Here is a 23678-nt window from a genome sequence, read left to right as displayed (position 1 = left end):
CGATCCTCCTCACACCTTCGTGCATGTTTCTACCAATGCGCTTGGATCACAAGTATAGTCACCGCTGTATTCGACGGTTTCAATCCGGCAATCCGGACCGATTATCACTTTATTTCCGCGCACGGTTTTCGCCTTTGTATTTGTCAATTCAATCACGTCACCTTCGATCAGCTCTGCCGTTAGAACAGGCTGCGGCATCAATCTGAGTAATGTCAGCATTCCTTTTCTGCAGGTCACTTGAAGATGGCGGCAGCCGATCTCCCGTACATCGCTTTCCCCGGAACAAAGCTTAATGGTCACTTGGTCTGCATTTAAAAGACCGCTGATTTTGCATTTCCCTTCTGATTGAAAGGTTTCCGTTTCGCAATCCGCTTCCATGACGGTTTTTCCGCTAATGTCAATCTCATCAGCCTTGACAGTCCCGCCAAATGTTGATGATCCAGCGATTTTTAATTGTTTAGCTGATGCCTCTCCTTGAATAAAACCAGTTCCATTAATCCGAATAGATTCAGCTTCAACGTCTCCATGTATCTTTCCAGAACCGCTGATGGTTACCGCTTTCGCTTTGACGCTGCCGTCAGCTTTTCCCGTTCCATTAAAAGAAAAAGTGTCACACTCCACGTCTCCAGCCACTGTCCCGCTTCCGTTAATCTCAACTGATTGAAACGTTCCTCCCTTTGAACTTCCCGATCCGTTTATCACCAGCTTTTCCACTACATCCATTGTTGGCCCTCCTGCATATATGTTGTTTTTAATTCCTCTGAAGCTTTTAATAAATCTACCCGTTCCACAACCTTGACGGATGATTCAAACAAAATGCTGTCTGCCGCAGCCGCTATAAAACAAGTTGTAACACCGAGCTTGCGCAGCACAATCAGTTCCGTCTGTTTTTCAATCTTTTCAGAATCATGCTTCTTTAATACCTCTGCAGCCATTTTTGCTTCTGCCAAGCTGACATTTCCAGACTGCAGCAGTCCTTCAAGCACATACAGCGACAGCAAGTCGCGGGATGAAAAAACCGGACTACTTCCGTCTTCTGAATAGACTTCAAGTGCAGGCTTTGAGATCAAACCTTTACGCAGCAATTCATCAGCGGTCATGCTGACATCCTTCATCTTCGGTGACAGCATTTCCCTCATTTCATCCAGAGACAAGTTTTCCTTCATTTTTTGAATCATTGAGATACGTTTTAAAATATCCTCCCTCGGAAAAAACGTCTCCTGCCCTGTGAAAGTGGATTTGCGAATAAACCATTCCTCGGGTATTAAATTTTTTCGCTTCCATCGATACAGCTGACCGTATGAAATCGATGTTCTTTCAAGTAATTCTTTTTTAGAGATTAATTGTTCCTCCATAAGTCCAGCTCCTTTGATGGGTACATTGTAACATAACACTGTTACGTTGTTAAGCCCGAAAACGAAACAAAGTATTTCAACAGGCACAAAAAAACCGCCCATCAGCGATGAGCGGTTTTTTCACTATTTTAAATCACGGTAATTTTGCTGACGCAGCGCTTCATAAACGAGAATCGCGGCAGTGTTGGACAGGTTTAACGATCTGACGTGCTCTGTCATTGGAAGACGCAGGCAGCGGTCCATATTATTTTGAATTAAATCCTTTGGCAAACCGCTTGTTTCTCTTCCGAACACAAAGAAATAATCCTCGTCAAGATCAGTGTAATCAAATGATGTATGAGGCTGCTGGCCAAATTTCGTAATAAAGAAAAATTGGCCTTTTTCATATGCCTCAAACAATTCCTCTAACGAATCATGATACACAACATTAACAAACTCCCAATAATCGAGTCCGGCACGCTTCAGCATTTTATCATCCGTTGAAAAGCCGAGCGGACGAATCAGGTGGAGCATAGTATTGGTTGCTGCACAAGTACGCGCAATATTCCCTGTGTTAGCGGGAATTTCTGGTTGATATAAAACGACATGTAATGCCACAATGTTCACCTCTGTTTTTCTTATCCGCCCATCATTATAACATTAATTACTCTTTTGTCGTATCATCAACGATATGAAAAAAAGCATATCGTATCGACGGCGTATATGCCGTTGAATCCTCATATGACCAATACCTCATTCGGCTGTCATAGGTCTGGGCGTTAACAAGCGGCATATTGCCTTTGTCCTTTGCCACGACAATCGTTGTATGATTAAACCGGCCGTCTCCTTCGAAGTCATAGCAAATCACATCGCCCGGCACCAGCTCTTCCGCTGATTTCACCCGCACCGCACGCAGTCCAGCTTTTGAATTCGACAAATACATTTTCATCGAATGAGCCACCGTCCAGCTGTAGCTCCATGAGCTTTGTTTCATCCACCAGCCTGATCCTCTGTTCGGATGGCCGCGCATTGGCGCGCCTCCCGCATGAAGACACTGAGAAATAAAATTGGTACAGTTATCGCTGAAATTTTTATAAGCAGGATTGCGCTTGTTCCAAAATTTCTCGGCATATTGCACAGCGCCGAGACGATCGTATTGAAAAGCCCTGCCAAACGCTTCTCTTTCCTCTTCAGAATAGTCAATAATGCTGGTCCCTTCATGAAATCCAGCCGGCTTTTTCGCAACTTCCTGATCACTAATCAAAATGTGATCATACAGGAAAGCCATTCGCTCCTCTATGTGCTCCTCCATATACAAGCTGTCGTCCTGTTCCTTACACACGTATTCGTAATGGATGGTATACGTAAGGCAGGTCGTTCCGTCATCCTCAACCCGCACATGATTAATCACGGCCTTTGCTTTCGCTTTTATGATGTCAACTTTACGTTTTTCCAGAAGCTTTTTCTTACGCTCCATGACTTTAAGGTCTCCGACTTGAGACTCCTGTCTCATATCATGCCCGTTAACCAGAAAGCCCAGCCGCTCCTCCGCTAATTGTTCTAAAATGTGCTTCAAGCTCACCCCACCCGCCATACTTTTTTATAGAGAAAAAACACTTGGATGATCTCAAGTGTTTTTTCCTTCTGCTCTATACGTATGTCAGGACAGGCCTTGTTTAGTCATGCCTGAAGCTTTTAGCAACTCAATTCCTTTTTCAATTTCCAGCTTTGCCTCTTCATCCTTCTCTTTTTCCAGCGCTTTTTCAAGCTCTTCCATGTATACGGTGTCTCCGATTTTACCGATTGCCCATGCGGCTGTCCCCCTGATGACAGGGCGCGGGTCCTTGTGCATCAGATCCGTCAACTCGGGCAGTGCGGAAGTATCCTTAAAATGCGCAAGGGCGAGAATGGCGTTTCGCTGAATCGGTTTTTTCCCGCGCCAAGAACCTGAGACATGTCCGAATTTCTCCTTAAATTCCCGATTGCTGATGGTCAAGAGCGGCTTCAATAACGGTTTGGCAATCTCAGGATCAGGCTCCATTTCCGGATGAAGATGAAAGTCCTTCCCTTTATTGAGAGGACATACCGTTTGGCACGTATCGCACCCATACAGGCGGTTTCCGATCTTTGTACGGAATTCATCAGGCAAAAACCCTTTTGTCTGGGTCAGAAAAGAGATGCAGCGCTGCGCATTAAGCTGTCCCGGATTCACCAGTGCTCCCGTCGGACAGGCGTCCAAACATTTCGTGCAGGAGCCGCACATATCTTCAATCGGCACATCAGGCTCAAAAGGGATATTTGTGATCATTTCCGCCAAATACACATAAGAGCCATACTCTGGCGTTGTGATCATACAGTTTTTCGCACTGAATCCGATGCCGGCACGTTCTGCAACGGCGCGATCAGACAATTCACCTGTATCAACCATTGACTTCGTTCTGATATCCTCATGCTTGCTTTTTAGAAATTCCTCCAGCAGATCGAGTTTTTCCCTCAACACATCATGATAGTCTTTGCCCCAGGAGGCTCTGCAAAAAATGCCCCTGCGCTCAGTTCTCGTGCTTCTTGGCGCATCCTTCATTCTGGAAGGATATGCGAGAGCAATCGCCACTATTGATTTCGCTTTCGGCAACAGAAGCTTCGGCGTCACCCTTTTCTCGATATCCGGCTCTTCAAAGCCGGAGAGATAGCCGAGTGATTCTTGAAGAATCAAACGGTCTTTTAAACTGTCAAAAGTATCAGCGGTCGTAAAACCAATCTTGTCCACGCCAATGCTTTTCGCGTATTCAATTAATTCTTCTTTGAGCTGATAAACGTTCATGTTTTGCACAGCCTCCTTTCTTTGTGATAAAACGATACAGCGTTTATAATAGGTTGATATCACGTAACTGGAGTGAATGCTAGTGAATATCAAACTTGATTCTGTTATTACTGAACGTGCGGCTGGCTTACATGCAGCAGCTGTCATTTATGAGAATATCGAAGTCGGCTCCTCACCGCAAATGCTGAAAGGCAGACTCCGCCTATTCCAGGAGTCCCTGTTTTTCGACTATGCAGACGGCGGTATACCCGATGAACCCTTCGTCAAGGAATGGCGGGAACTCTTTAAACAGCTTAACCCTTCATTTGAGGGAGAAACAACCCCAATGGAGGACATGCTGATCCCCATATCCAAAGAACAATTCATGGAAAGTAAGGACTCGGCCCATGACACAATCGATTTTTTCGCTTTAAAATATTCTCTGCCCATTATGATTTATGATGCCGGAAAGCTTCATGAGCCTGTCCGGATCTCATTGGGAGAAAAAGAAAACATCCTGCTTTTCTCTGATGAAAACGGCATTTTTGGCGATTTTAAAAACAACTTCAATCAACATCCCGTTTCAAACGAGACCAAAAATATGCTGCAAATCATTTTTTTCCCGCCATCCATTGAGAAAAGCAGCGCTGTTAAACTCTTATCATCATTAACGAAAATGTTTGAACAAATTCACGGCGGCACCCATACAGTACATTGGGTTACGTAAAAGAACACGAATAACGTGTTCTTTTTTACATAAAAAAACGCAATACTTCGTTTATCTGAGAAACGAAACACTGCGTTAATAACGTATGTATGGAGCGGGTGATGAGAATCGAACTCACGACATCAGCTTGGAAGGCTGAGGTTTTACCACTAAACTACACCCGCATTTGTGAATGTCAGTAACAGTACCGCTTTGACTGTTCTTATATTACAGGTTTATTTATTTTTCGTCAAGGGAATATAAAAATTTTGTCGAAAAAAAGTTATCTTTTTGTAAAGTTGTTAAGTATCATTTACATAATGTTAAGTATACTATACAATATAATGAAACAAGAAAGTGAAGGGGACAGACGTCATGATGAAAAATAAAGTAAAAGAGCTGAGGGCACGCTTCGGCTATTCTCAGGAAAAACTCGGAGAAACGGTCGGCGTCACAAGACAGACTGTGGCAGCCATTGAAAAAGGCGATTATGTTCCCTCACTGCTGTTAGCATTGAAAATCTGCAAAGCCTTCTCCATGAAAATGGAGGATGTCTTTTGGTTAGAGGAGGAAAACTAAGATGAGCATGAAAACAAAAGCAGCTTTTCAACTGGTGTTATTTGGCCTTGCATGCTGGACGCTGATTTCATACTTTGAAGCCTCGGAAGGCATAGCATCTTTTTTCCGCACAAAGAGCGGCGGGACGGTGTTTGAATTAAACCTCACCCCCTTTGTTCTGTTTATTGCGGCGACTGCGGTTTATTTGTACTTACAGAAAAAAAGCCGCCCTGCCAGAAAGCAGCTTCTTCTGCCTGATGAATTTGAAGAGCAGGATGAAAGAGAGCAGATGATGACGGCAAAAGCATGCCGCGCTTCATATATCGCTGTCTACTTCTCGCTGCCTGCCGCTGCGGTGCTTCTCATTTTTTATCCGCTTTTTCAATCGCGCATGCCGTTTTTCCCTATTATTATTGTGTTTGTCATCATGATCATCCAGCACCTTTCCTACGTCATCTCTTTCAAGAAAAACGAAAAAAACTCCGGCGCACTGTAATCGGCCGGAGTTTTTTCTTACCAGCTTGCTTTTTTCACACCGGGAATCTGGCCTTTATGGGCCAGCTCCCTAAAAGCGATTCTGGACATTTTAAACTTTCTCATATATCCTCTCGGGCGCCCCGTTACCATGCAGCGATTGTGGAGCCTTCCCGGCGCTGAATCTTTTGGCAGCTTGCTGAGTGCCTCGTAATCTCCTTTTTCCTTCAACTCGCGTCTGATATCAGCGTATTGTTCAACAAGCTGTTGTCGTTTTAACTCTTTTGCCACTTTTGATTTTTTAGCCAAGTCACATAGCCCCCTTAACAAATCGAAATTATTACGATTTAAAATGTATCATGCACCACTCAAAAAAGCAAGCATACCGCTTTGTAAAACAGACGGCCTGAAGCCGCCCGTTTCTAATGATGCAATTTCACATAATACAGTAACGCATCTTGATGCTTAATGAGCTCTTTTTTATGTTCAGAGGTATGCATTGTCTCGTCAGTCCCTCTAATACTGCTACCAATCAAAACAGGCTTCTCGAAAGAAATCGGTTCCGGCGATGAAATATTCTGAGTCATTTCCTGTGTTGCGCTATCGTCACGTTTCACCGATGAATCAGCTGCTATATTTCCCTGTTTATCCACAATGCCAAAATGAATGGTGGTGTGTTTATCCTTTCCTTCCCCCTCTTCATTCACAAAATAAACGAATTGTATAGTATCGGTTTTTTCCTCTGAATAATCTGCACGAACTGGGCCAACCGTCTCAACAAGCTTTCCCTTTTGATAATGTTCGATGTACATGTCAGCTGAAGAAATACCTTCACCGATATTGACGGCTTCAGCAGTGAATGCCTGTGAAGCTGCAACATCCATTCTGTTTTTTTCAAAATCTGATATGTCCGCTGCTTTGATTTCCATCTGTTTTGAATGTCCGCATGCTGACAGCATAGCTATCAGGCAAATGACTGCTGCGCTTCTCAATGTTTTCAGAAAAACATCCCCCTTTTTGAAAATCATACCATATTCGGGGGCTGTATTTTAATTAAACTCATGCATTTTTCTCTTTGACAAAATAAGTGTTTCCTACTGCTTCTCCCCTTTTGTTCTGAAGCTTTCTCGTCCGATCGTTTTCAAACGGCAAAAGTGGAAATACAAGCTCTGCAAAATAATACGCTTCTTCTAGATGCGGATAGCCGGAGAATATAAATGATTCTATGCCGAGTGCCTGATACTCCGCTATCCGGTCGGCAATAGTCTGCGGATCACCGACAAGGGCTGTTCCTGCCCCTCCTCTGACCAGACCGATCCCCGCCCACAGATTCGGGCTGATTTCAAGCTTCGTCCGATCGCCTTGATGAAGAACGGCCATCCGCTGCTGGCCTGAAGAGTCGTAACGGCTTAAAGCAGCCTGCGCTTTGGCAATGGTGTCATCATCCAAGTGGCTGATCAAGCGCTCAGCCGCTTCCCACGCCTCTTGTTCAGTTTCACGGGCAATGACATGCAGCCTAATGCCAAACCGGACAGATCTCCCTTCTTTTTCCGCCTGCTTTTTGACTCTCTCAATCTTTTCTTTTACTTGTTCAGGCGGCTCCCCCCATGTCAAGTACACGTCTGTATGCTTTGCGGCAGCTTCAATCCCTGCCTGCGACGATCCACCGAAATAGATAGGCGGATGCGGCGCTTGCTGCGGGGCGAAAAGCAGATTGCTGTTTTCCACTTTTATATGCTTTCCTTCATAGGAAACCGTTTCTCCCTGCAAAAGTTTTCGCCAAACGGTTAAAAATTCGTCTGTTGCTTCATAGCGCTCATCATGACTGATAAACAGGCCATCACCTGCCAGCTCATACGGATCGCCCCCTGCCACAACGTTGATCAGCAGCCGTCCGTCTGAAATGCGGTCTAGGGTGGATGTCATTCTGGCTGCTAAAGAAGGCTGCATTAAACCAGGTCTTACCGCGACTAAAAATTTCAAGTCCTTTGTTTCTCCTGCCAGCGCCGACGCTGTAAGCCACGGGTCCTCGCACGATCTTCCCGTCGGCAGAAGAACCCCTGTATATCCCAGCCTGTCTGCCGCCTGCGCGATTTGTTTAAAGTAAAGATGATCCGCAGTCCGTCCATCACTTTCAGATCCTAAATATCTCGCGTCTCCATGAGTCGGTATAAACCAAAGAATTTCCATATTCATCCCCCTTAGATACTCTATCCTTCGTAGCTGTTTCTCCACTTTAACAGCTTTCGTTCAAGCAGCCTGACGAAGGAATCCGTCAGCTTTCCAACCACTGCAAAAATGATAATCCCTGCAAAGACTTTGTTCGTTTGTGAAAATTGTCTCGCATCCATAATCATATAGCCGACTCCCGAGCTTGAGCCCATCAGCTCTGCTACAACGAGCCCGAGCCATGCAATGCCGAGCGATAAGCGAATGCCTAGCAATATATTGGGCAGGGCTGCCGGCAATATCACTTTGGTTATCTGCTGATGCCATTTAAATTCAAGGACCCGAGCGACTTCAAACAGCTTCGCATCAACTCCGCGGATACCGTTAAACGTATTGATATAGACGGGAAAGAAGGCACCGAGCGCAATCAGCAAAATTTTAGATACTTCGTCAAATCCGAACCATAAAATAAACAGCGGCGTGACGGCCAAATGAGGTACCGTTCTAAGCATTTGCAACGACGGATCAAGATACAGCTCCGTTCGTTTCGAGAATCCGGCCAAAATCCCGATCATCAATCCAAGTCCCGCGCCAAGCAAAAAACCAAGCGCCGCCCGATAAATGCTGATTTGCAGATGGCCGAACAGCTCACCGGACAAAATAAGCTCCTTAAAGGTCAGGGCAATCGTAACAGGCGTAGGCAGCACTGTAGCGGACACAAGCCCCAGCGCGCCGATAATCTGCCAGATGGCAATGATGACAGCGGGCAGTAAAAGCCCCTTCGTCCAGCCATACTTCTTCCTTCCGAGCTTTTTTCGCACTGCTTCCGCATTCGTTTTGGGCAGCGAGCCCGCAGCCTCTGCTTTCATCACTGATCACCTCCTGAGGAATATTCCTTTAATGCTTTTTTGATAAAAGTGTTATCCACAACATCCTTCACATCAATCTTCTTATCTATTGCCTGCGTTCGAAATTGAAAATTTGCTGTTTCCTGCTGTGCTTTCACAATATCGTCTCTAATGACCTCATTCAGGGGCTCAGTATTCTTCAGCACATTTTCGACGACCTTTTTATCGAGATCTTTAATGTCTGCATACAAGTCCGCTGCTTCATCCAGATGTTCCTTTTGCCATACAACGGCTTTATTAAACACCTTCAGAAAACGGACCACTTCGTCTGGATGCTCTTCTGAAAACTTGGTTCTTACTAAAGTAAAGCCCGGTGAATATAAATCTGTGCTTTCTCCGTTCACAAGGATTTTTGCTCCGTGTTTCATAGTTTCTAATGACAAGTACGGCTCCCAAATGGACCAGGCATCAACAGATCCGTTTTCAAACGCCGAAGCCGCTTCATCAGGCTGGAGCTGAATAATTGTCACATCATTAGCTGACAACCCGACTTGATCAAGCGCTTTATACAAAAAATCAAACCCGCTGCTGCCTTTGGCGACTGCAATTTTCTTCCCTTTTAAATCCTTGACGTCCTGAATGCCGCTGCCTTGATTCACAAGGATGCCGTTTGCTTTCAATCCGTCCTGAGACAAACCGATTTCTTTAAAGTCAATGCCTGCCGCCTGTCCAGCGATCACAGGCGAATTGCCGACCTGAGAAAAATCAAGTTTGTCTGCCGCAAGGCCTTCAAATTGGGGCGGACCGCTTTGAAACTCCACCCATTTCACTTTGATGCCTTCTTTTTCAAATACATCTTCGAACCAGCCTTTCTCCTTCGCGATCAAAAGCGGGCTTAAGCTTTGCTGAATACCAATACGAATTTCCTTCAATTGTTTGTGATCACCATTAGCTCCGTTTGCTCCGCAGCCTGCGAGCAGAAAAATAACGGCAGCCAATACAATGAGCCTTTTTTTCATTTCCGCTTCCGCCCTTTCTATATCCCTGATCCTTCAGCGTACTCCAAATCTTCTGTTTTCTCGAATTCCGACAGCACTTTCTGCCTGATCGCTTGGAAATCCGGAGTCGTCCGGTTCCGCGGATACGCCAGGTGAATGGGCATCAGCTTATGGATTTTCCCCGGTTTGGCCTTAAGGATCGCAAGCTCATTTCCTAAATAAACAGATTCATCTATATCGTGAGTCACGAGAATCATCGTTGTTTTTTTCCTCCTCCATATCTCCAGCAGCACGTCCTGCAGATGTTTTCTTGTAAAAGCGTCAAGTGCACCAAACGGTTCATCTAAAAGAAGCACCTCAGGCTCCCGCAGAAGGGCCCGGGCAATGGCAACTCTTTGTGACATGCCGCCTGACAGCTCGCGCGGATATGCTTTTTCCGATCCTTTCAATCTGACAATCTCGATCAGTTCATCCACCTTCTGTTTGACTTTTGGGTCCTTCAAATTCAAGTCGGCGGCAATATTCTGCTCAACTGTCAGCCAAGGAAAGAGGCGGTGCTCCTGAAAAATAAATCCTTGCTGAATCCCCGGAGCTGTTACGCTGCGGCCGTTGATTTCAACACTCCCGTCATATTCAGAATCAAGTCCCGCAATAATCTTTAACAAGGTGCTTTTCCCGCACCCGCTCGGTCCGATAAGCGTTAAAAATTCACCTGGTGCGATTGATAATTGTATGTTCTCTAAGACCGTGTTTTGGCGGCCCTCTTGAACAAATGACTTTTCTTTGATGCTGATGGTCACAGCCACTTTTATCCCCTCTTTCTGCCAACCCCGCCTTCAAAAAACAAAAAGGCCCCCATCTCTGTTCTTGTAGAGATGAGAGCCTTCGGCGGTCCGATCAGCTGCCCAATTGTTTTTTGTTTGAATAACATGTTAATTCAAATTATTCCGATATGTCAACTCTTTTTTAAAATGCGGTTTTTAATCCTTGTTTATCACTTACTCTGCTTGTTTCGCAAGTAGAGTAGAAAAAATGATTTCTCCGAAAATTATTAAATGCTATGCAACAGCTGATATAACAAGGTTTTTCACCATTTCCAATACTAGATATCGCTTAATATAGATAACTATTTTATAATAATTATAAAATGATATTGACTTTTTAATTAGAGGTGATATTATGTTCTTATAAATTCCAAGAGGTGATAACATGAGTTCAAATAAACTGACAACTAGCTGGGGCGCTCCGGTTGGAGATAACCAAAACTCAATGACTGCCGGTTCTCGCGGACCAACTTTAATTCAAGATGTACATTTACTCGAAAAATTGGCCCATTTCAACCGAGAACGTGTTCCTGAACGTGTTGTTCACGCTAAAGGAGCAGGCGCACACGGATATTTTGAAGTGACAAACGACGTAACAAAATATACGAAAGCCGCTTTCCTTTCTGAAGTCGGCAAACGCACACCGCTGTTCATCCGTTTCTCAACAGTTGCCGGTGAACTTGGCTCGGCTGACACAGTTCGCGACCCACGCGGATTTGCTGTTAAATTTTATACTGAAGAAGGAAACTACGACATCGTCGGCAACAATACGCCGGTATTCTTTATCCGCGATGCGATTAAGTTCCCTGATTTCATCCATACACAGAAAAGAGATCCAAAAACACACCTGAAAAACCCTACGGCTGTATGGGATTTCTGGTCACTTTCACCAGAGTCGCTGCACCAAGTGACAATCCTGATGTCTGACCGCGGAATTCCTGCGACACTTCGCCACATGCACGGCTTCGGAAGCCATACATTTAAATGGACAAATGCCGAAGGCGAAGGCGTATGGATTAAATATCACTTTAAAACAGAACAAGGCGTGAAAAATCTTGATGTCAATACGGCAGCAAAAATTGCCGGTGAAAATCCTGATTACCATACAGAAGACCTTTTCAACGCAATCGAAAACGGTGATTACCCTGCATGGAAACTATATGTGCAAATCATGCCTTTAGAAGATGCAAATACGTACCGTTTCGATCCGTTTGATGTCACAAAAGTTTGGTCTCAAAAAGACTACCCGTTAATCGAGGTCGGACGCATGGTTCTAGACAGAAATCCGGAAAACTACTTTGCAGAAGTAGAACAAGCGACATTCTCACCTGGAACACTCGTGCCTGGTATTGATGTTTCACCGGATAAAATGCTTCAAGGCCGACTGTTTGCTTATCATGATGCACACCGCTACCGTGTCGGCGCAAACCATCAAGCGCTGCCAATCAACCGCGCACGCAACGAAGTGAACAATTATCAGCGTGACGGACAAATGCGCTTTGACAATAATGGCGGGGGATCTGTATACTACGAGCCTAACAGCTTCGGCGGCCCGAAAGAGTCACCTGAGGATAAGCAAGCAGCATATCCGGTACAAGGTATCGCTGACAGCGTAAGCTACGATCACAACGATCACTATACACAAGCCGGTGACCTATATCGTTTAATGAGCGAAGATGAACGTACCCGCCTTGTTGAAAATATTGTTAACGCTATGAAGCCGGTAGAAAAAGAAGAAATCAAGCTTCGTCAAATCGAGCACTTCTATAAAGCGGACCCTGAATACGGAAAACGCGTCGCAGAAGGCCTTGGATTGCCGATTAAAAAAGATGCTTAACTAAATATAAAAAAACCCGCTGTAATCAGCGGGTTTTTTTATATTTAGTTAAGCATTGCGTATGCTTCTCATCAATCTTCATATAAATTTCCTCCATGAGCTCCGCGCTGTTTATAATCTCTCGTTTGTTTTTTTCAATCAGCAGCTCGAGCGGCAAAATCTGATTCCCGTAGGTTTTTCGCTTCCTGAATCGTTTTCTTCCCTTTTCTTTTTTGACTCCCATCAATAATCCCTCCTTTTTCATACAAAAAAGGCCCTTATCTAAAAATAAGAGCCTTCGGTGTTCCGATCAGCGCGACAGTTTTGAAAATTTGTACTGACCATGTTAATTCATATAATACCGACCTGTCAACTATATTTTGAAGATATTGACGCTTTATTAGATTATATCCACGCTTTTTCCTTATACACTCTTTTACCCTGACGCATAAGCTAGAGAAACTAGAATACGTGAGAAAGAGATGTGGGAGTGTGGAAAAGACAAAACTGACCGGACGTATCGTGACAAGGGATGATCCGGACTATAACGAAGCAAGAACCAATATTAACCTGAGCTTAGAAAGGTATCCTGACATCATTGTGTTTTGCCAAAACAAACAAGATGCACTCAATGCGCTGAAATGGGCGCGTGAAAACCGTGTGCCTTTCCGTATTCGAGGCGGCAGGCACAGCTATGAAAACTTTTCCCTTTTAAATAACGGTCTTGTTATTGATTTAAGCGAAATGAAAAAAATAACTGTAAATCAGGATAAAAAGCTTGCCTATATTGAAGCAGGCGCTGAATTGGGAGAAGTCTATCGGGCACTTTGGCAATACGGCCTGACGCTTCCCGCAGGCACCATTGCTAATGTAGGGCTCACAGGTTTAACTCTCGGAGGAGGTATTGGACTTTTAACAAGGGCTGCCGGTCTTACTTGTGACCGCCTCGTGAATCTCGAGATGATCGTAGCAGACGAAAAAGAGGGCGCTGATTTGGTTACAGTCAGCTCTTCAAACCATCCAGACTTATTTTGGGCGTCTCAGGGAGGCGGAGGCGGCAATTTCGGCATTGTCACCTCCATGACATTTCAAGCAGTGCCCATCTCTCAAGTGTCGATTTTTTCAATTACATGGGGCTGGGATGATTTTAAAGAAGTATTTAACACGTGGCAGCACTGGGCCCCCTATACAGATGACCGGCTTACCTCATCAATAGAGTTTTGGCCTAAAGAAGTAAACCGGATAGAGGCCCTCGGCCAATTTGTCGGTCCAAAAACAGAGTTAAAAAAACTGTTAAAGCCTTTATTGAAAGCAGGAAGCCCGACAAGCGGAATGGTAATCGCAATGCCCTTCATTGAAGCGGTAACCTTTTTTAACAGCCCGGGAGGCAATCAGCCTCAAAAAATGAAACGCTCCGGCTCTTTCATTGAAAAGCCATTATCAGAACGTGCGATTTCAACGATTAAACACTTTTTGGAGCACGCTCCGAATCAAAACGCCAGCGTCTGGCAGCAGTCGCTCGGCGGAGCAGCCGGACGGATCGCTCCAGACCAAACAGCATTTTATTATCGTGATGCAATCATTGCCCAGGAATACCTAACAAACTGGACATCCCCTGAAGAAAAAAGACAAAACGTCCGCTGGATTGAGGAGCTGAGAACATCCCTTTCGAGAGAAACGATGGGGGACTACGTAAATTGGCCAGATATCGAAATCAGAAACTGGCCAAGAACATATTACGGCGAAAATGTTGAACGACTCCGCCGTGTCAAAACGAAATATGATCCAGAAAATGTTTTCCGCTTTGAACAGAGTATTCCTCCGCTTCGACGTTCTCTGTTTTTCTAAAAAAATGAAGATGGAGCATTCTCGATCTTCATCTTTTTTATTGATATAAATTGCTTCCCGTATCGACAAATTCTTTTGCTTTTTCTTTTAATCCTCTATTTATGGCTTCTGCTTCACTGAGATCGTTTTTCTTCGCATAATCTCGAATATCCTGAGAAATTCTCATGCTGCAAAACTTTGGACCGCACATGGAACAGAAGTGAGCGGTTTTTGCTCCTTCAGCCGGCAGAGTTTCATCATGATATTCAAGCGCTCTTTCCGGATCAAGAGATAGATTAAACTGATCCCGCCAGCGGAATTCAAAACGGGCTTTCGATAACGCATCATCGCGGATTTGCGCTCCGGGATGCCCTTTTGCAAGGTCTGCAGCGTGCGCAGCGATCTTATATGTAATGACTCCTTCACGAACATCATCACGGTTTGGCAGCCCTAAATGCTCCTTCGGCGTTACATAACAAAGCATTGCTGTCCCATACCAACCGATCATCGCCGCTCCGATCGCTGAAGTAATATGGTCATATCCAGGGGCAATATCCGTTGTCAACGGCCCTAATGTATAAAAAGGCGCTTCTTTACAAATGTCCATTTGTTTATCGACGTTCTCTTTGATTTTATGCATCGGAACATGTCCAGGACCCTCAATCATCACTTGAACATCATGCTTCCACGCAATTTGCGTCAGCTCTCCAAGCGTCTCTAATTCAGCAAACTGTGCTTCGTCATTAGCATCGGCGATTGATCCGGGACGCAGGCCATCCCCAAGAGAAAACGCAATATCATATGTTTTCATGATTTCACAGATCTCTTCAAAATGAGTGTATAAAAAGCTTTCTTGATGGTGAGCCAGACACCACTGTGCCATAATGGCGCCCCCACGGGACACGATACCAGTTGTCCTTTTGGCAGTCAGCGGCACATACCTAAGCAAAACACCCGCGTGAATCGTAAAATAATCCACTCCCTGTTCTGCCTGCTCGATCAGCGTATCACGATAAATCTCCCACGTTAAATCCTCCGCTACGCCGTTTACTTTTTCAAGCGCCTGATAAATCGGAACAGTTCCCACAGGCACAGGACAATTGCGAATAATCCATTCACGCGTCGTATGAATATCTTTTCCTGTAGAGAGATCCATCATTGTATCTGCTCCCCAGCGGATGGCCCACGTCATTTTTTCCACTTCCTCTTCAATGGATGACGTAACAGCTGAATTCCCGATATTCGCATTAATCTTCACATGAAAATTCCGGCCGATAATCATTGGCTCACTTTCAGGGTGATTAATGTTTGAAGGAATGATTGCCCGGCCGCTTGCCACCTCGTCTCTTACAAATTCGGGAGACACATGCTCTCGAATAGCGATAAACTCCATCTCAGGTGTAATGATTCCCTTTTTGGCATAGTGCATTTGGGTGACATTATGACCAGCCTTCGCCTTCAGCGGTTTCCGCTTTAGCCCTGGGTAGCTTACGTTTGGATTTGCTTTTTTATAACCATTATCTTCTGGTTTTATTGCACGACCTTCATATTCTTCCACATCACCGCGCTCTGTAATCCACTTTTGGCGGAGCGGCTTTAATCCTTCTTGAATATTAATAGTAACTTCGGGATCCGTATACGGTCCGCTTGTATCATAGACACGCACAGGTGCGTTTTCCTCCTCGCCGAACGATCCCGTCGTCGGACTCAATGTAATCTCCCTCATCGGCACTTGGATGTCTGAAGAAGAACCCTCCACGTATACCTTTTTGCTGCCAGAAAAACTTGACATAATAGAAATGTTGGCTTGCTGCACTGAATTGTTTTGCATTACTTATCCTTCCCCTCTCTACGTTTGAAAGGACAAAATCAAGCCCATAACCAGCACAAAAAACCGGATTCATAAAAATGAACCCGGTTACAGTCAGAAAGAAACATATTATTGCCCAGCACGACAATAATAAAAACAATTCCTCTACTTCCCCACGCTGGTACGAACCAGATCAGGTCCAAAGGGTTAAGAAGCTTACCTTCTCTCTCAGCCCGAAAGCGGGCACCCCCAGTAACTATTGATTTCGGACTCATCTTAACATAAAACCAATCGAAAAAAAAGAGGAATATAGAAAATATTCAGCTAATTGAATCCAAATATGTGACGGGCAACGGGATTTCAGATATCCCATGTTCATCCCTCATCACCCGATATGCCTTTGCATCCGATCTTGAACTCACAGTCTGAAACAGCTGATCATTTATGAAATGGAGAGCCGCTCCATCGTCCGCCGCATAGCCATTGCACAAGAATTCGTTAGCTATCAGCAGGTGGTATGCCGGTCTCCGATCCTTTTCCCCGTCATAATGAGGACAAAAGCTCCCTTGCAAAAAACCTAAACTTTTCATACTTGTCAGCGGCCCGGCCGAATCTGTCACGCCTTCTTCAAACCAGCATATCGCACCTGCACTTAATCCAGCTAAAATCACTCCGTTCTTCCATGCCTCTCTGAGAATAAAGTCCAGCCCCCATTCCTTCCACAGCACAAGCATATTGCGCGTATTTCCCCCGCCAACATAGATCACGTCCTTTTCCATAACAAAAGAAGTTAAATCTGTTGACGGCGGCTTAAATAAGGATAAATGAGACGGCACACAATCCATTGTTTGAAACGCATGATAAAACCGCTGAATATAGTTTTGGGAATCTCCACTCGCGGTCGGCAAAAAACAAATACGAGGTGACTCCCGTTCCGATTGATTGAGGATATATTGATCGAGGGACAAATTTTCCGGCTCCATCGAAAAACCCCCGCCTCCCATCGCAATAATCTGTTTCATCATTACACTCCCCAACAAAATTTGTTGTTTATTATAGCATTTTGAATAGAAGCAAGAAACAAAGCAAAATACTTTCTTATCAGGAGCTGCTATAAAAACCAAAGGAGGTGGCTTGCTCATTGAGTCTTTATCCCGAAGACATTTTTGATTTGTTAACAACAATAAAAACCAACATTAACAACTACACTGTCGCAATAACAGAAGCCGCAAATCCCCACATCAGAAGAGCATTGCATGATAAATTAGATACCACTGTCCATCTCCATGATGAACTGTCAGATCTTCTGTTGGAAAAAGGGTGGCTTGGGTGAGCAATTTCAATCGATTCACTTTAATCTTGCAGCAAAGACCACAAAAAGAGACGGGATCTCAAAGATGAGATCCCGTCTCTTTTTTATTCCTCCACTCTTCTTAAAGCCTCGTTTACCGTTTCTTTTATAAACGCGTCTTCACCGCTTAATCGGTCTAAACTGAGATCGCCGTTTCTCAGCCTTTCGGAAATATGGTTTATATCCTCCTCTACTGTGATTTGCAGCTCACCAGCCAAAAACATTCTGTGTAATTCATCTGCAACCAAATGTTCTTTATTCACTTCCACCTACTCCTTTGTTTTCAATATTATTCTTAGTCTGCCCCTAGGCTTAGTGAATAATAGGAAAAAAGTATGAATCAAATGAATCTTTTTTGCTCCTTCTTGCGTATATCTGTTGAGAAAAAGAAAAAGGGGAAGATCAAACATGTCATTTTTTAAGAAACTTGCGGCAAGTGCCGGAATCGGAGCTGCAAAAGTCGATACAATTTTAGAGAAAGATGCATATTTTCCAGGAGAAGAAGTCCGGGGAACTGTACACGTCAAAGGCGGAAAAATCGCTCAGGACATCCGCTATATTGACTTACAGCTTAACACCAAGTACGTCATTGTAAAAGACGACGAAGAGCACCGGAAATACGTTACAATTCATTCTTTCCGGGTCACTGGTTCATTTGCCATTCAGCCTGGAGAAGAGCATCAATTTCCGTTCGCATTCACTCTGCCTCTAGATACGCCGATCACTGTAGGAAAAGTAGAGGTTGCCGTGGTGACAGACCTTGACATTCAAGGCGGTATCGACAAATCTGATCATGACCGCATTTTCGTTGAAGCGCACCCTTGGATTGAAAATGTTCTGGGAGCTATCGAAAACCTGGGCTTCCGTCTTAACGAAGCAGACTGCGAACAAGCACCCTACTTCCAGCGTCGCCTCCCGTTCGTTCAAGAATTCGAGTTCGTCCCGACTTCCGGATATTATCGTCAGATGCTTGATGAATTAGAGCTCATTTTCCTTTTAGACGAAGACGGTTTGGAAATCATTTTCGAAGTCGACCGCAGGGCAAGAGGACTGCGAGGATGGCTGGAAGAGATGTATAATGACGGAGAACAGCTTGTTCGTATCCGTTTCAGCCAATCAGAGCTTGAAGATGCAGAAGAGCTAGAAGAGGTACTAGAAGAGATCATAGACCAATACGCTGAGTAAGTAAAAAAAGGAGCTAAGGCTCCTTTTCTTCGATAAAATAAAAACCCGTTTCTAAATAAGAAACGGGTTCTTCAGTATACCGGTGGTCGGGGTCGAACCGACACTCCAGAAGGAACACGATTTTGAGTCGTGCGCGTCTGCCAATTCCGCCACACCGGCAAGTTTTTTACGTCGTATCTAACCGACGAATATAAATATATCATGGATCTCATAATGTGTCAATGTATTTCAAAAAAGTTTTTTTGGAAATATAAAATAGAAAGTGTTAAGAGAATCTCTATCATCGATTTCTCATAACTTAGCCAGTTATGAGAAATCAAAGCAATAAAAAAATGATCTACATAAGTAGATCATTTATAGATTAGTTATAATGATAAAACACAAACACCAATTCAACTTACCATGTAAGTAAAATTGGTGCCGAGGGCCGGACTTGAACCGGCACGGTAGTCACCTACCGCAGGATTTTAAGTCCTGTGTGTCTGCCAATTCCACCACCCCGGCAAAAGAAAGGCGACACCCGGATTCGAACCGGGGATAAAGGTTTTGCAGACCTCTGCCTTACCACTTGGCTATGCCGCCGTAATTGGAGCGGAAGACGGGATTCGAACCCGCGACCCCCACCTTGGCAAGGTGGTGTTCTACCACTGAACTACTTCCGCATTTTAAGGGACTTAATACATCATATGCAGTTGATATGAAAAGTGAGACTGGGCTAGCTGGATTCGAACCAACGCATGACGGAGTCAAAGTCCGTTGCCTTACCGCTTGGCTATAGCCCAATGATAATATGGGGCGATTGATGGGAATCGAACCCACGAGTGCCAGAGCCACAATCTGGTGCGTTAACCACTTCGCCACAACCGCCATAATCTCAAGATGTCATAAATTTGGCAGGGGCAGTAGGAATCGAACCCACACCGGAGGTTTTGGAGACCTCTGTTCTACCGTTAAACTATGCCCCTATAAATGGTGGAGGGGGGCAGATTCGAACTGCCGAACCCTGAGGGAGCGGATTTACAGTCCGCCGCGTTTAGCCACTTCGCTACCCCTCCACATTAAATTTTGAAAAACAGTGCCGGCAAGAGGACTTGAACCCCCAACCTACTGATTACAAGTCAGTTGCTCTACCAATTGAGCTACACCGGCATAGGTGGTGGCTCGGGACGGAATCGAACCGCCGACACACGGATTTTCAGTCCGTTGCTCTACCAACTGAGCTACCGAGCCTAAGTATTTAAATGGCGGTCCGGACGGGACTCGAACCCGCGACCTCCTGCGTGACAGGCAGGCATTCTAACCAACTGAACTACCGGACCATTTTAAAATTTGGTTGCGGGGGCAGGATTTGAACCTGCGACCTTCGGGTTATGAGCCCGACGAGCTACCGAACTGCTCCACCCCGCGATAATAATGGTGGAGGATGACGGGCTCGAACCGCCGACCCTCTGCTTGTAAGGCAGATGCTCTCCCAGCTGAGCTAATCCTCCATCATATAATGACCCGTACGGGATTCGAACCCGTGTTACCGCCGTGAAAGGGCGGTGTCTTAACCGCTTGACCAACGGGCCCAGACTTTCAATTGTAATTATGTATAAGTATCAGTGGCGGAGAGCAAGGGATTCGAACCCTTGAGACGGAGTTGACCGCCTACACGATTTCCAATCGTGCTCCTTCGACCACTCGGACAGCTCTCCAATAATGGCTCCGCAGGTAGGATTCGAACCTACGACCGATCGGTTAACAGCCGATAGCTCTACCACTGAGCTACTGCGGAATGAAGTCTGCCTGGCGATGTCCTACTCTCACAGGGGGAACCCCCCGACTACCATCGGCGCTGAAGAGCTTAACTTCCGTGTTCGGTATGGGAACGGGTGTGACCTCTTCGCCATCATCACCAGACAATTTCAGTGACATTTAACATTATACTATGTATTCTTGAGAAAATCAAGTGTTTTTTTGAAAAAACTTATTCTCTCAAAACTAGATAACAGGTATGACATCATTCAAAATGTGGTTAAGTCCTCGATCGATTAGTATCTGTCAGCTCCATGTGTCGCCACACTTCCACCTCAGACCTATCAACCTGATCATCTTTCAGGGATCTTACTTCCTTGCGGAATGGGAAATCTCATCTTGAGGGGGGCTTCATGCTTAGATGCTTTCAGCACTTATCCCGTCCGCACATAGCTACCCAGCGATGCCCTTGGCAGAACAACTGGTACACCAGCGGTGCGTCCATCCCGGTCCTCTCGTACTAAGGACAGCTCCTCTCAAATTTCCTGCGCCCGCGACGGATAGGGACCGAACTGTCTCACGACGTTCTGAACCCAGCTCGCGTACCGCTTTAATGGGCGAACAGCCCAACCCTTGGGACCGACTACAGCCCCAGGATGCGATGAGCCGACATCGAGGTGCCAAACCTCCCCGTCGATGTGGACTCTTGGGGAGATAAGCCTGTTATCCCCGGGGTAGCTTTTATCCGTTGAGCGATGGCCCTTCCATGCGGAACCACCGGATCACTAAGCCCGACTTTCGTCCCTGCTCGACTTGTAGGTCTCGCAGTCAAGCTCCCTTGTGCCTTTACACTCTGCGAATGATTTCCAACCATTCTGAGGGAACCTTTGGGCGCCTCCGTTACCTTTTAGGAGGCGACCGCCCCAGTCAAACTGCCCACCTGACACTGTCTCCCCGCCCGATAAGGGCGGCGGGTTAGAAGGTCAATACAGCCAGGGTAGTATCCCACCGATGCCTCCACCGAAGCTGGCGCTCCGGTTTCCAAGGCTCCTACCTATCCTGTACAAGCTGTACCAACATTCAATATCAGGCTGCAGTAAAGCTCCACGGGGTCTTTCCGTCCTGTCGCGGGTAACCTGCATCTTCACAGGTACTATAATTTCACCGAGTCTCTCGTTGAGACAGTGCCCAGATCGTTGCGCCTTTCGTGCGGGTCGGAACTTACCCGACAAGGAATTTCGCTACCTTAGGACCGTTATAGTTACGGCCGCCGTTTACTGGGGCTTCAATTCGCACCTTCGCTTACGCTAAGCGCTCCTCTTAACCTTCCAGCACCGGGCAGGCGTCAGCCCCTATACTTCGCCTTACGGCTTCGCAGAGACCTGTGTTTTTGCTAAACAGTCGCCTGGGCCTATTCACTGCGGCTCTCTCGGGCTTGCACCCTAACAGAGCACCCCTTCTCCCGAAGTTACGGGGTCATTTTGCCGAGTTCCTTAACGAGAGTTCTCTCGATCACCTTAGGATTCTCTCCTCGCCTACCTGTGTCGGTTTGCGGTACGGGCACCTCTCACCTCGCTAGAGGCTTTTCTTGGCAGTGTGGAATCAGGAACTTCGCTACTATATTTCGCTCGCCATCACAGCTCAGCCTTATGGGAAACGGATTTGCCTATTTCCCAGCCTAACTGCTTGGACGCGGATATCCAATACCGCGCTTACCCTATCCTCCTGCGTCCCCCCATTGCTCAAATGGTGAGGAGGTGGTACAGGAATATCAACCTGTTGTCCATCGCCTACGCCTTTCGGCCTCGGCTTAGGTCCCGACTAACCCTGAGCGGACGAGCCTTCCTCAGGAAACCTTAGGCATTCGGTGGAGGGGATTCTCACCCCTCTTTCGCTACTCATACCGGCATTCTCACTTCTAAGCGCTCCACCAGTCCTTCCGGTCTGGCTTCACAGCCCTTAGAACGCTCTCCTACCACTGTTCGAAGAACAGTCCGCAGCTTCGGTGATACGTTTAGCCCCGGTACATTTTCGGCGCAGAGTCACTCGACCAGTGAGCTATTACGCACTCTTTAAATGGTGGCTGCTTCTAAGCCAACATCCTGGTTGTCTAAGCAACTCCACATCCTTTTCCACTTAACGTATACTTTGGGACCTTAGCTGGCGGTCTGGGCTGTTTCCCTTTCGACTACGGATCTTATCACTCGCAGTCTGACTCCCAAGGATAAGTCATTGGCATTCGGAGTTTGACTGAATTCGGTAACCCGGTAGGGGCCCCTAGTCCAATCAGTGCTCTACCTCCAAGACTCTTACCTTGAGGCTAGCCCTAAAGCTATTTCGGAGAGAACCAGCTATCTCCAGGTTCGATTGGCATTTCACCCCTACCCACACCTCATCCCCGCACTTTTCAACGTGCGTGGGTTCGGGCCTCCATTCAGTGTTACCTGAACTTCACCCTGGACATGGGTAGATCACCTGGTTTCGGGTCTACGACCACGTACTCATGCGCCCTATTCAGACTCGCTTTCGCTGCGGCTCCGCATCTTCTGCTTAACCTTGCACGGGATCGTAACTCGCCGGTTCATTCTACAAAAGGCACGCCATCACCCGTTAACGGGCTCTGACTACTTGTAGGCACACGGTTTCAGGATCTCTTTCACTCCCCTTCCGGGGTGCTTTTCACCTTTCCCTCACGGTACTGGTTCACTATCGGTCACTAGGGAGTATTTAGCCTTGGGAGATGGTCCTCCCGGATTCCGACGGAATTTCACGTGTTCCGCCGTACTCAGGATCCACTCAGGAGAGAACGAAGTTTTGACTACAGGGCTGTTACCTTCTATGGCGGGCCTTTCCAGACCTCTTCATCTACCTCGTTCCTTTGTAACTCCGTACAGAGTGTCCTACAACCCCAAGAGGCAAGCCTCTTGGTTTGGGCTAATCCCGTTTCGCTCGCCGCTACTCAGGGAATCGCATTTGCTTTCTCTTCCTCCGGGTACTTAGATGTTTCAGTTCCCCGGGTCTGCCTTCTCATATCCTATGAATTCAGATATGGATACCACTCCATTACGAGTGGTGGGTTTCCCCATTCGGAAATCTCCGGATCAAAGCTTGCTTACAGCTCCCCGAAGCATATCGGTGTTCGTCCCGTCCTTCATCGGCTCCTAGTGCCAAGGCATCCACCGTGCGCCCTTTCTAACTTAACCGTTAAAAAGAATCACTATGTGATATCTTGTATTACTAA

At 45.9% G+C, this 23678-nt stretch carries 21 protein-coding genes, 17 tRNA genes, 2 rRNA genes, 1 pseudogene and 1 riboswitch; of the genes and pseudogenes, 7 read left to right on the top strand and 34 right to left on the bottom strand.

Annotation, left to right across the window (positions count from 1 at the left end; translation table 11 throughout):
* Positions 1-9: 9 nt before the first annotated feature.
* From JQX68_RS05005 to queG, 5 genes are all read right to left on the bottom strand, one after another.
* Complete coding sequence (locus tag JQX68_RS05005) at positions 10-723, bottom strand: bactofilin family protein (RefSeq protein WP_071581323.1); 714 nt, start codon at positions 721-723, stop codon at positions 10-12.
* The gene (locus JQX68_RS05000) at positions 714-1355 is read right to left on the bottom strand and encodes a YhbD family protein (protein ID WP_169051598.1); all 642 of its coding nucleotides are present in this window, start codon (positions 1353-1355) and stop codon (positions 714-716) included. The genes JQX68_RS05005 and JQX68_RS05000 overlap by 10 nt, the downstream gene beginning before the upstream one ends.
* A 123-nt stretch (positions 1356-1478) precedes the next feature.
* A complete protein-coding gene (trmL, locus tag JQX68_RS04995; RefSeq protein ID WP_205440554.1) occupies positions 1479-1961 on the bottom strand; it encodes a tRNA (uridine(34)/cytosine(34)/5-carboxymethylaminomethyluridine(34)-2'-O)-methyltransferase TrmL in 483 nt (160 codons plus the stop codon).
* A gap of 37 nt (positions 1962-1998) precedes the next feature.
* Entirely contained in the window at positions 1999-2928 is a 930-nt protein-coding gene (locus JQX68_RS04990) for an amidase domain-containing protein (protein WP_205440553.1), read from the bottom strand.
* Between the two features lie 66 nt (positions 2929-2994).
* The gene (gene queG / locus JQX68_RS04985) at positions 2995-4155 is read right to left on the bottom strand and encodes a tRNA epoxyqueuosine(34) reductase QueG (protein ID WP_134975653.1); all 1161 of its coding nucleotides are present in this window, start codon (positions 4153-4155) and stop codon (positions 2995-2997) included.
* 82 nt (positions 4156-4237) lie between these two features.
* On the opposite strand from queG, the gene JQX68_RS04980 reads away from it, so the two are divergent.
* Positions 4238-4861: a B3/B4 domain-containing protein gene (locus JQX68_RS04980; RefSeq protein ID WP_205440552.1), complete on the top strand. Its 624-nt coding sequence runs from the start codon at positions 4238-4240 to the stop codon at positions 4859-4861.
* A gap of 90 nt (positions 4862-4951) precedes the next feature.
* On the opposite strand, the gene JQX68_RS04975 is transcribed toward JQX68_RS04980, so the two are convergent.
* Positions 4952-5025, bottom strand: a tRNA-Gly gene (locus JQX68_RS04975).
* 193 nt (positions 5026-5218) lie between these two features.
* On the opposite strand from JQX68_RS04975, the gene JQX68_RS04970 reads away from it, so the two are divergent.
* Both JQX68_RS04970 and JQX68_RS04965 read left to right on the top strand, forming a co-directional pair.
* A complete protein-coding gene (locus JQX68_RS04970; RefSeq protein WP_009966860.1) occupies positions 5219-5419 on the top strand; it encodes a helix-turn-helix transcriptional regulator in 201 nt (66 codons plus the stop codon).
* A 1-nt stretch (position 5420) separates the two neighbouring features.
* Complete coding sequence (locus tag JQX68_RS04965) at positions 5421-5894, top strand: hypothetical protein (protein ID WP_069839149.1); 474 nt, start codon at positions 5421-5423, stop codon at positions 5892-5894.
* A gap of 17 nt (positions 5895-5911) precedes the next feature.
* On the opposite strand, the gene rpsN is transcribed toward JQX68_RS04965, so the two are convergent.
* From rpsN to JQX68_RS04935, 6 genes are all read right to left on the bottom strand, one after another.
* On the bottom strand, positions 5912-6181 hold the full coding sequence (gene rpsN / locus JQX68_RS04960; protein WP_040083649.1) for a 30S ribosomal protein S14: 270 nt from the start codon (positions 6179-6181) through the stop codon (positions 5912-5914).
* A gap of 113 nt (positions 6182-6294) precedes the next feature.
* Positions 6295-6831, bottom strand: a complete 537-nt coding sequence (locus tag JQX68_RS04955) for a hypothetical protein (RefSeq protein WP_069150758.1) — start codon at positions 6829-6831, stop codon at positions 6295-6297.
* Positions 6832-6931: 100 nt separating this feature from the next.
* Positions 6932-8062 carry an FMNH2-dependent alkanesulfonate monooxygenase gene (ssuD, locus tag JQX68_RS04950; RefSeq protein WP_040083650.1) on the bottom strand — a complete coding sequence of 377 codons (1131 nt, stop codon included), beginning with the start codon at positions 8060-8062 and terminating at the stop codon, positions 6932-6934.
* A gap of 20 nt (positions 8063-8082) precedes the next feature.
* Positions 8083-8913: an ABC transporter permease gene (locus JQX68_RS04945; RefSeq protein WP_205440551.1), complete on the bottom strand. Its 831-nt coding sequence runs from the start codon at positions 8911-8913 to the stop codon at positions 8083-8085.
* Entirely contained in the window at positions 8910-9908 is a 999-nt protein-coding gene (locus tag JQX68_RS04940; RefSeq protein WP_205440550.1) for an aliphatic sulfonate ABC transporter substrate-binding protein, read from the bottom strand. The genes JQX68_RS04945 and JQX68_RS04940 overlap by 4 nt, the downstream gene beginning before the upstream one ends.
* 17 nt (positions 9909-9925) lie before the next feature.
* Positions 9926-10693, bottom strand: coding sequence for an ABC transporter ATP-binding protein (locus tag JQX68_RS04935; protein ID WP_147771674.1), 768 nt, complete (start codon positions 10691-10693; stop codon positions 9926-9928).
* 403 nt (positions 10694-11096) lie between these two features.
* Between JQX68_RS04935 and katA the strand changes: the two genes are divergently transcribed.
* Positions 11097-12548: a catalase KatA gene (katA, locus tag JQX68_RS04930; protein ID WP_069149242.1), complete on the top strand. Its 1452-nt coding sequence runs from the start codon at positions 11097-11099 to the stop codon at positions 12546-12548.
* A gap of 25 nt (positions 12549-12573) precedes the next feature.
* Here the strand turns inward: katA and senS are convergent, their stop codons facing one another.
* The gene (gene senS / locus JQX68_RS04925; protein WP_147771673.1) at positions 12574-12771 is read right to left on the bottom strand and encodes a transcriptional regulator SenS; all 198 of its coding nucleotides are present in this window, start codon (positions 12769-12771) and stop codon (positions 12574-12576) included.
* Positions 12772-13019: 248 nt separating this feature from the next.
* Here senS and JQX68_RS04920 point away from each other — a divergent pair, with 248 nt between their 5' ends.
* The gene (locus JQX68_RS04920) at positions 13020-14375 is read left to right on the top strand and encodes an FAD-binding oxidoreductase (protein WP_147771672.1); all 1356 of its coding nucleotides are present in this window, start codon (positions 13020-13022) and stop codon (positions 14373-14375) included.
* Positions 14376-14412: 37 nt separating this feature from the next.
* Here the strand turns inward: JQX68_RS04920 and thiC are convergent, their stop codons facing one another.
* Entirely contained in the window at positions 14413-16185 is a 1773-nt protein-coding gene (gene thiC, locus JQX68_RS04915) for a phosphomethylpyrimidine synthase ThiC (RefSeq protein WP_147771671.1), read from the bottom strand.
* 132 nt (positions 16186-16317) lie between these two features.
* Positions 16318-16425: riboswitch (TPP riboswitch) on the bottom strand.
* A gap of 59 nt (positions 16426-16484) precedes the next feature.
* Positions 16485-17186, bottom strand: coding sequence for a Type 1 glutamine amidotransferase-like domain-containing protein (locus JQX68_RS04910; protein WP_147772415.1), 702 nt, complete (start codon positions 17184-17186; stop codon positions 16485-16487).
* Between the two features lie 41 nt (positions 17187-17227).
* Here JQX68_RS04910 and JQX68_RS21940 point away from each other — a divergent pair.
* Positions 17228-17497 (top strand): annotated as a pseudogene (locus JQX68_RS21940) (spore coat protein).
* A gap of 83 nt (positions 17498-17580) precedes the next feature.
* Here JQX68_RS21940 and JQX68_RS04900 read toward each other — a convergent pair.
* Positions 17581-17784: a hypothetical protein gene (locus JQX68_RS04900; protein WP_147771670.1), complete on the bottom strand. Its 204-nt coding sequence runs from the start codon at positions 17782-17784 to the stop codon at positions 17581-17583.
* 139 nt (positions 17785-17923) lie between these two features.
* Between JQX68_RS04900 and spo0M the strand changes: the two genes are divergently transcribed.
* Positions 17924-18700 carry a sporulation control protein Spo0M gene (spo0M, locus tag JQX68_RS04895; RefSeq protein ID WP_147771669.1) on the top strand — a complete coding sequence of 259 codons (777 nt, stop codon included), beginning with the start codon at positions 17924-17926 and terminating at the stop codon, positions 18698-18700.
* A 77-nt stretch (positions 18701-18777) separates the two neighbouring features.
* Here spo0M and JQX68_RS04890 read toward each other — a convergent pair.
* The 18 genes from JQX68_RS04890 to JQX68_RS04805 form a co-directional block, all read right to left on the bottom strand.
* Positions 18778-18859 (bottom strand) — tRNA-Leu (locus tag JQX68_RS04890).
* A 256-nt stretch (positions 18860-19115) separates the two neighbouring features.
* Positions 19116-19204 (bottom strand) — tRNA-Leu (locus JQX68_RS04885).
* Positions 19205-19211: 7 nt separating this feature from the next.
* Positions 19212-19282, bottom strand: a tRNA-Cys gene (locus JQX68_RS04880).
* Positions 19283-19287: 5 nt separating this feature from the next.
* A tRNA-Gly gene (locus JQX68_RS04875) sits at positions 19288-19362 on the bottom strand.
* A gap of 48 nt (positions 19363-19410) precedes the next feature.
* Positions 19411-19482, bottom strand: a tRNA-Gln gene (locus JQX68_RS04870).
* A 9-nt stretch (positions 19483-19491) separates the two neighbouring features.
* A tRNA-His gene (locus JQX68_RS04865) sits at positions 19492-19567 on the bottom strand.
* 24 nt (positions 19568-19591) lie between these two features.
* Positions 19592-19665 (bottom strand) — tRNA-Trp (locus JQX68_RS04860).
* 5 nt (positions 19666-19670) lie between these two features.
* A tRNA-Tyr gene (locus tag JQX68_RS04855) sits at positions 19671-19755 on the bottom strand.
* Between the two features lie 21 nt (positions 19756-19776).
* Positions 19777-19849, bottom strand: a tRNA-Thr gene (locus JQX68_RS04850).
* Between the two features lie 5 nt (positions 19850-19854).
* Positions 19855-19930 (bottom strand) — tRNA-Phe (locus JQX68_RS04845).
* Between the two features lie 12 nt (positions 19931-19942).
* Positions 19943-20019, bottom strand: a tRNA-Asp gene (locus JQX68_RS04840).
* A gap of 11 nt (positions 20020-20030) precedes the next feature.
* A tRNA-Met gene (locus JQX68_RS04835) sits at positions 20031-20107 on the bottom strand.
* 7 nt (positions 20108-20114) lie between these two features.
* Positions 20115-20190, bottom strand: a tRNA-Val gene (locus JQX68_RS04830).
* A 9-nt stretch (positions 20191-20199) separates the two neighbouring features.
* A tRNA-Glu gene (locus tag JQX68_RS04825) sits at positions 20200-20271 on the bottom strand.
* Positions 20272-20305: 34 nt separating this feature from the next.
* Positions 20306-20397: transfer RNA gene (locus JQX68_RS04820), tRNA-Ser, on the bottom strand.
* Between the two features lie 5 nt (positions 20398-20402).
* A tRNA-Asn gene (locus JQX68_RS04815) sits at positions 20403-20477 on the bottom strand.
* A 9-nt stretch (positions 20478-20486) separates the two neighbouring features.
* A 5S ribosomal RNA gene (gene rrf / locus JQX68_RS04810) occupies positions 20487-20602 on the bottom strand.
* A gap of 111 nt (positions 20603-20713) precedes the next feature.
* Positions 20714-23640, bottom strand: a 23S ribosomal RNA gene (locus JQX68_RS04805).
* Between the last annotated feature and the right edge of the window lie 38 nt (positions 23641-23678).

Source organism: Bacillus sp. LJBS06 (genome assembly GCF_016924995.1).
Lineage (GTDB): Bacteria > Bacillota > Bacilli > Bacillales > Bacillaceae > Bacillus > Bacillus stercoris.
Note: the sequence above shows the minus strand (reverse complement) of the source record. Positions and strands in the feature narration are given on the sequence as shown.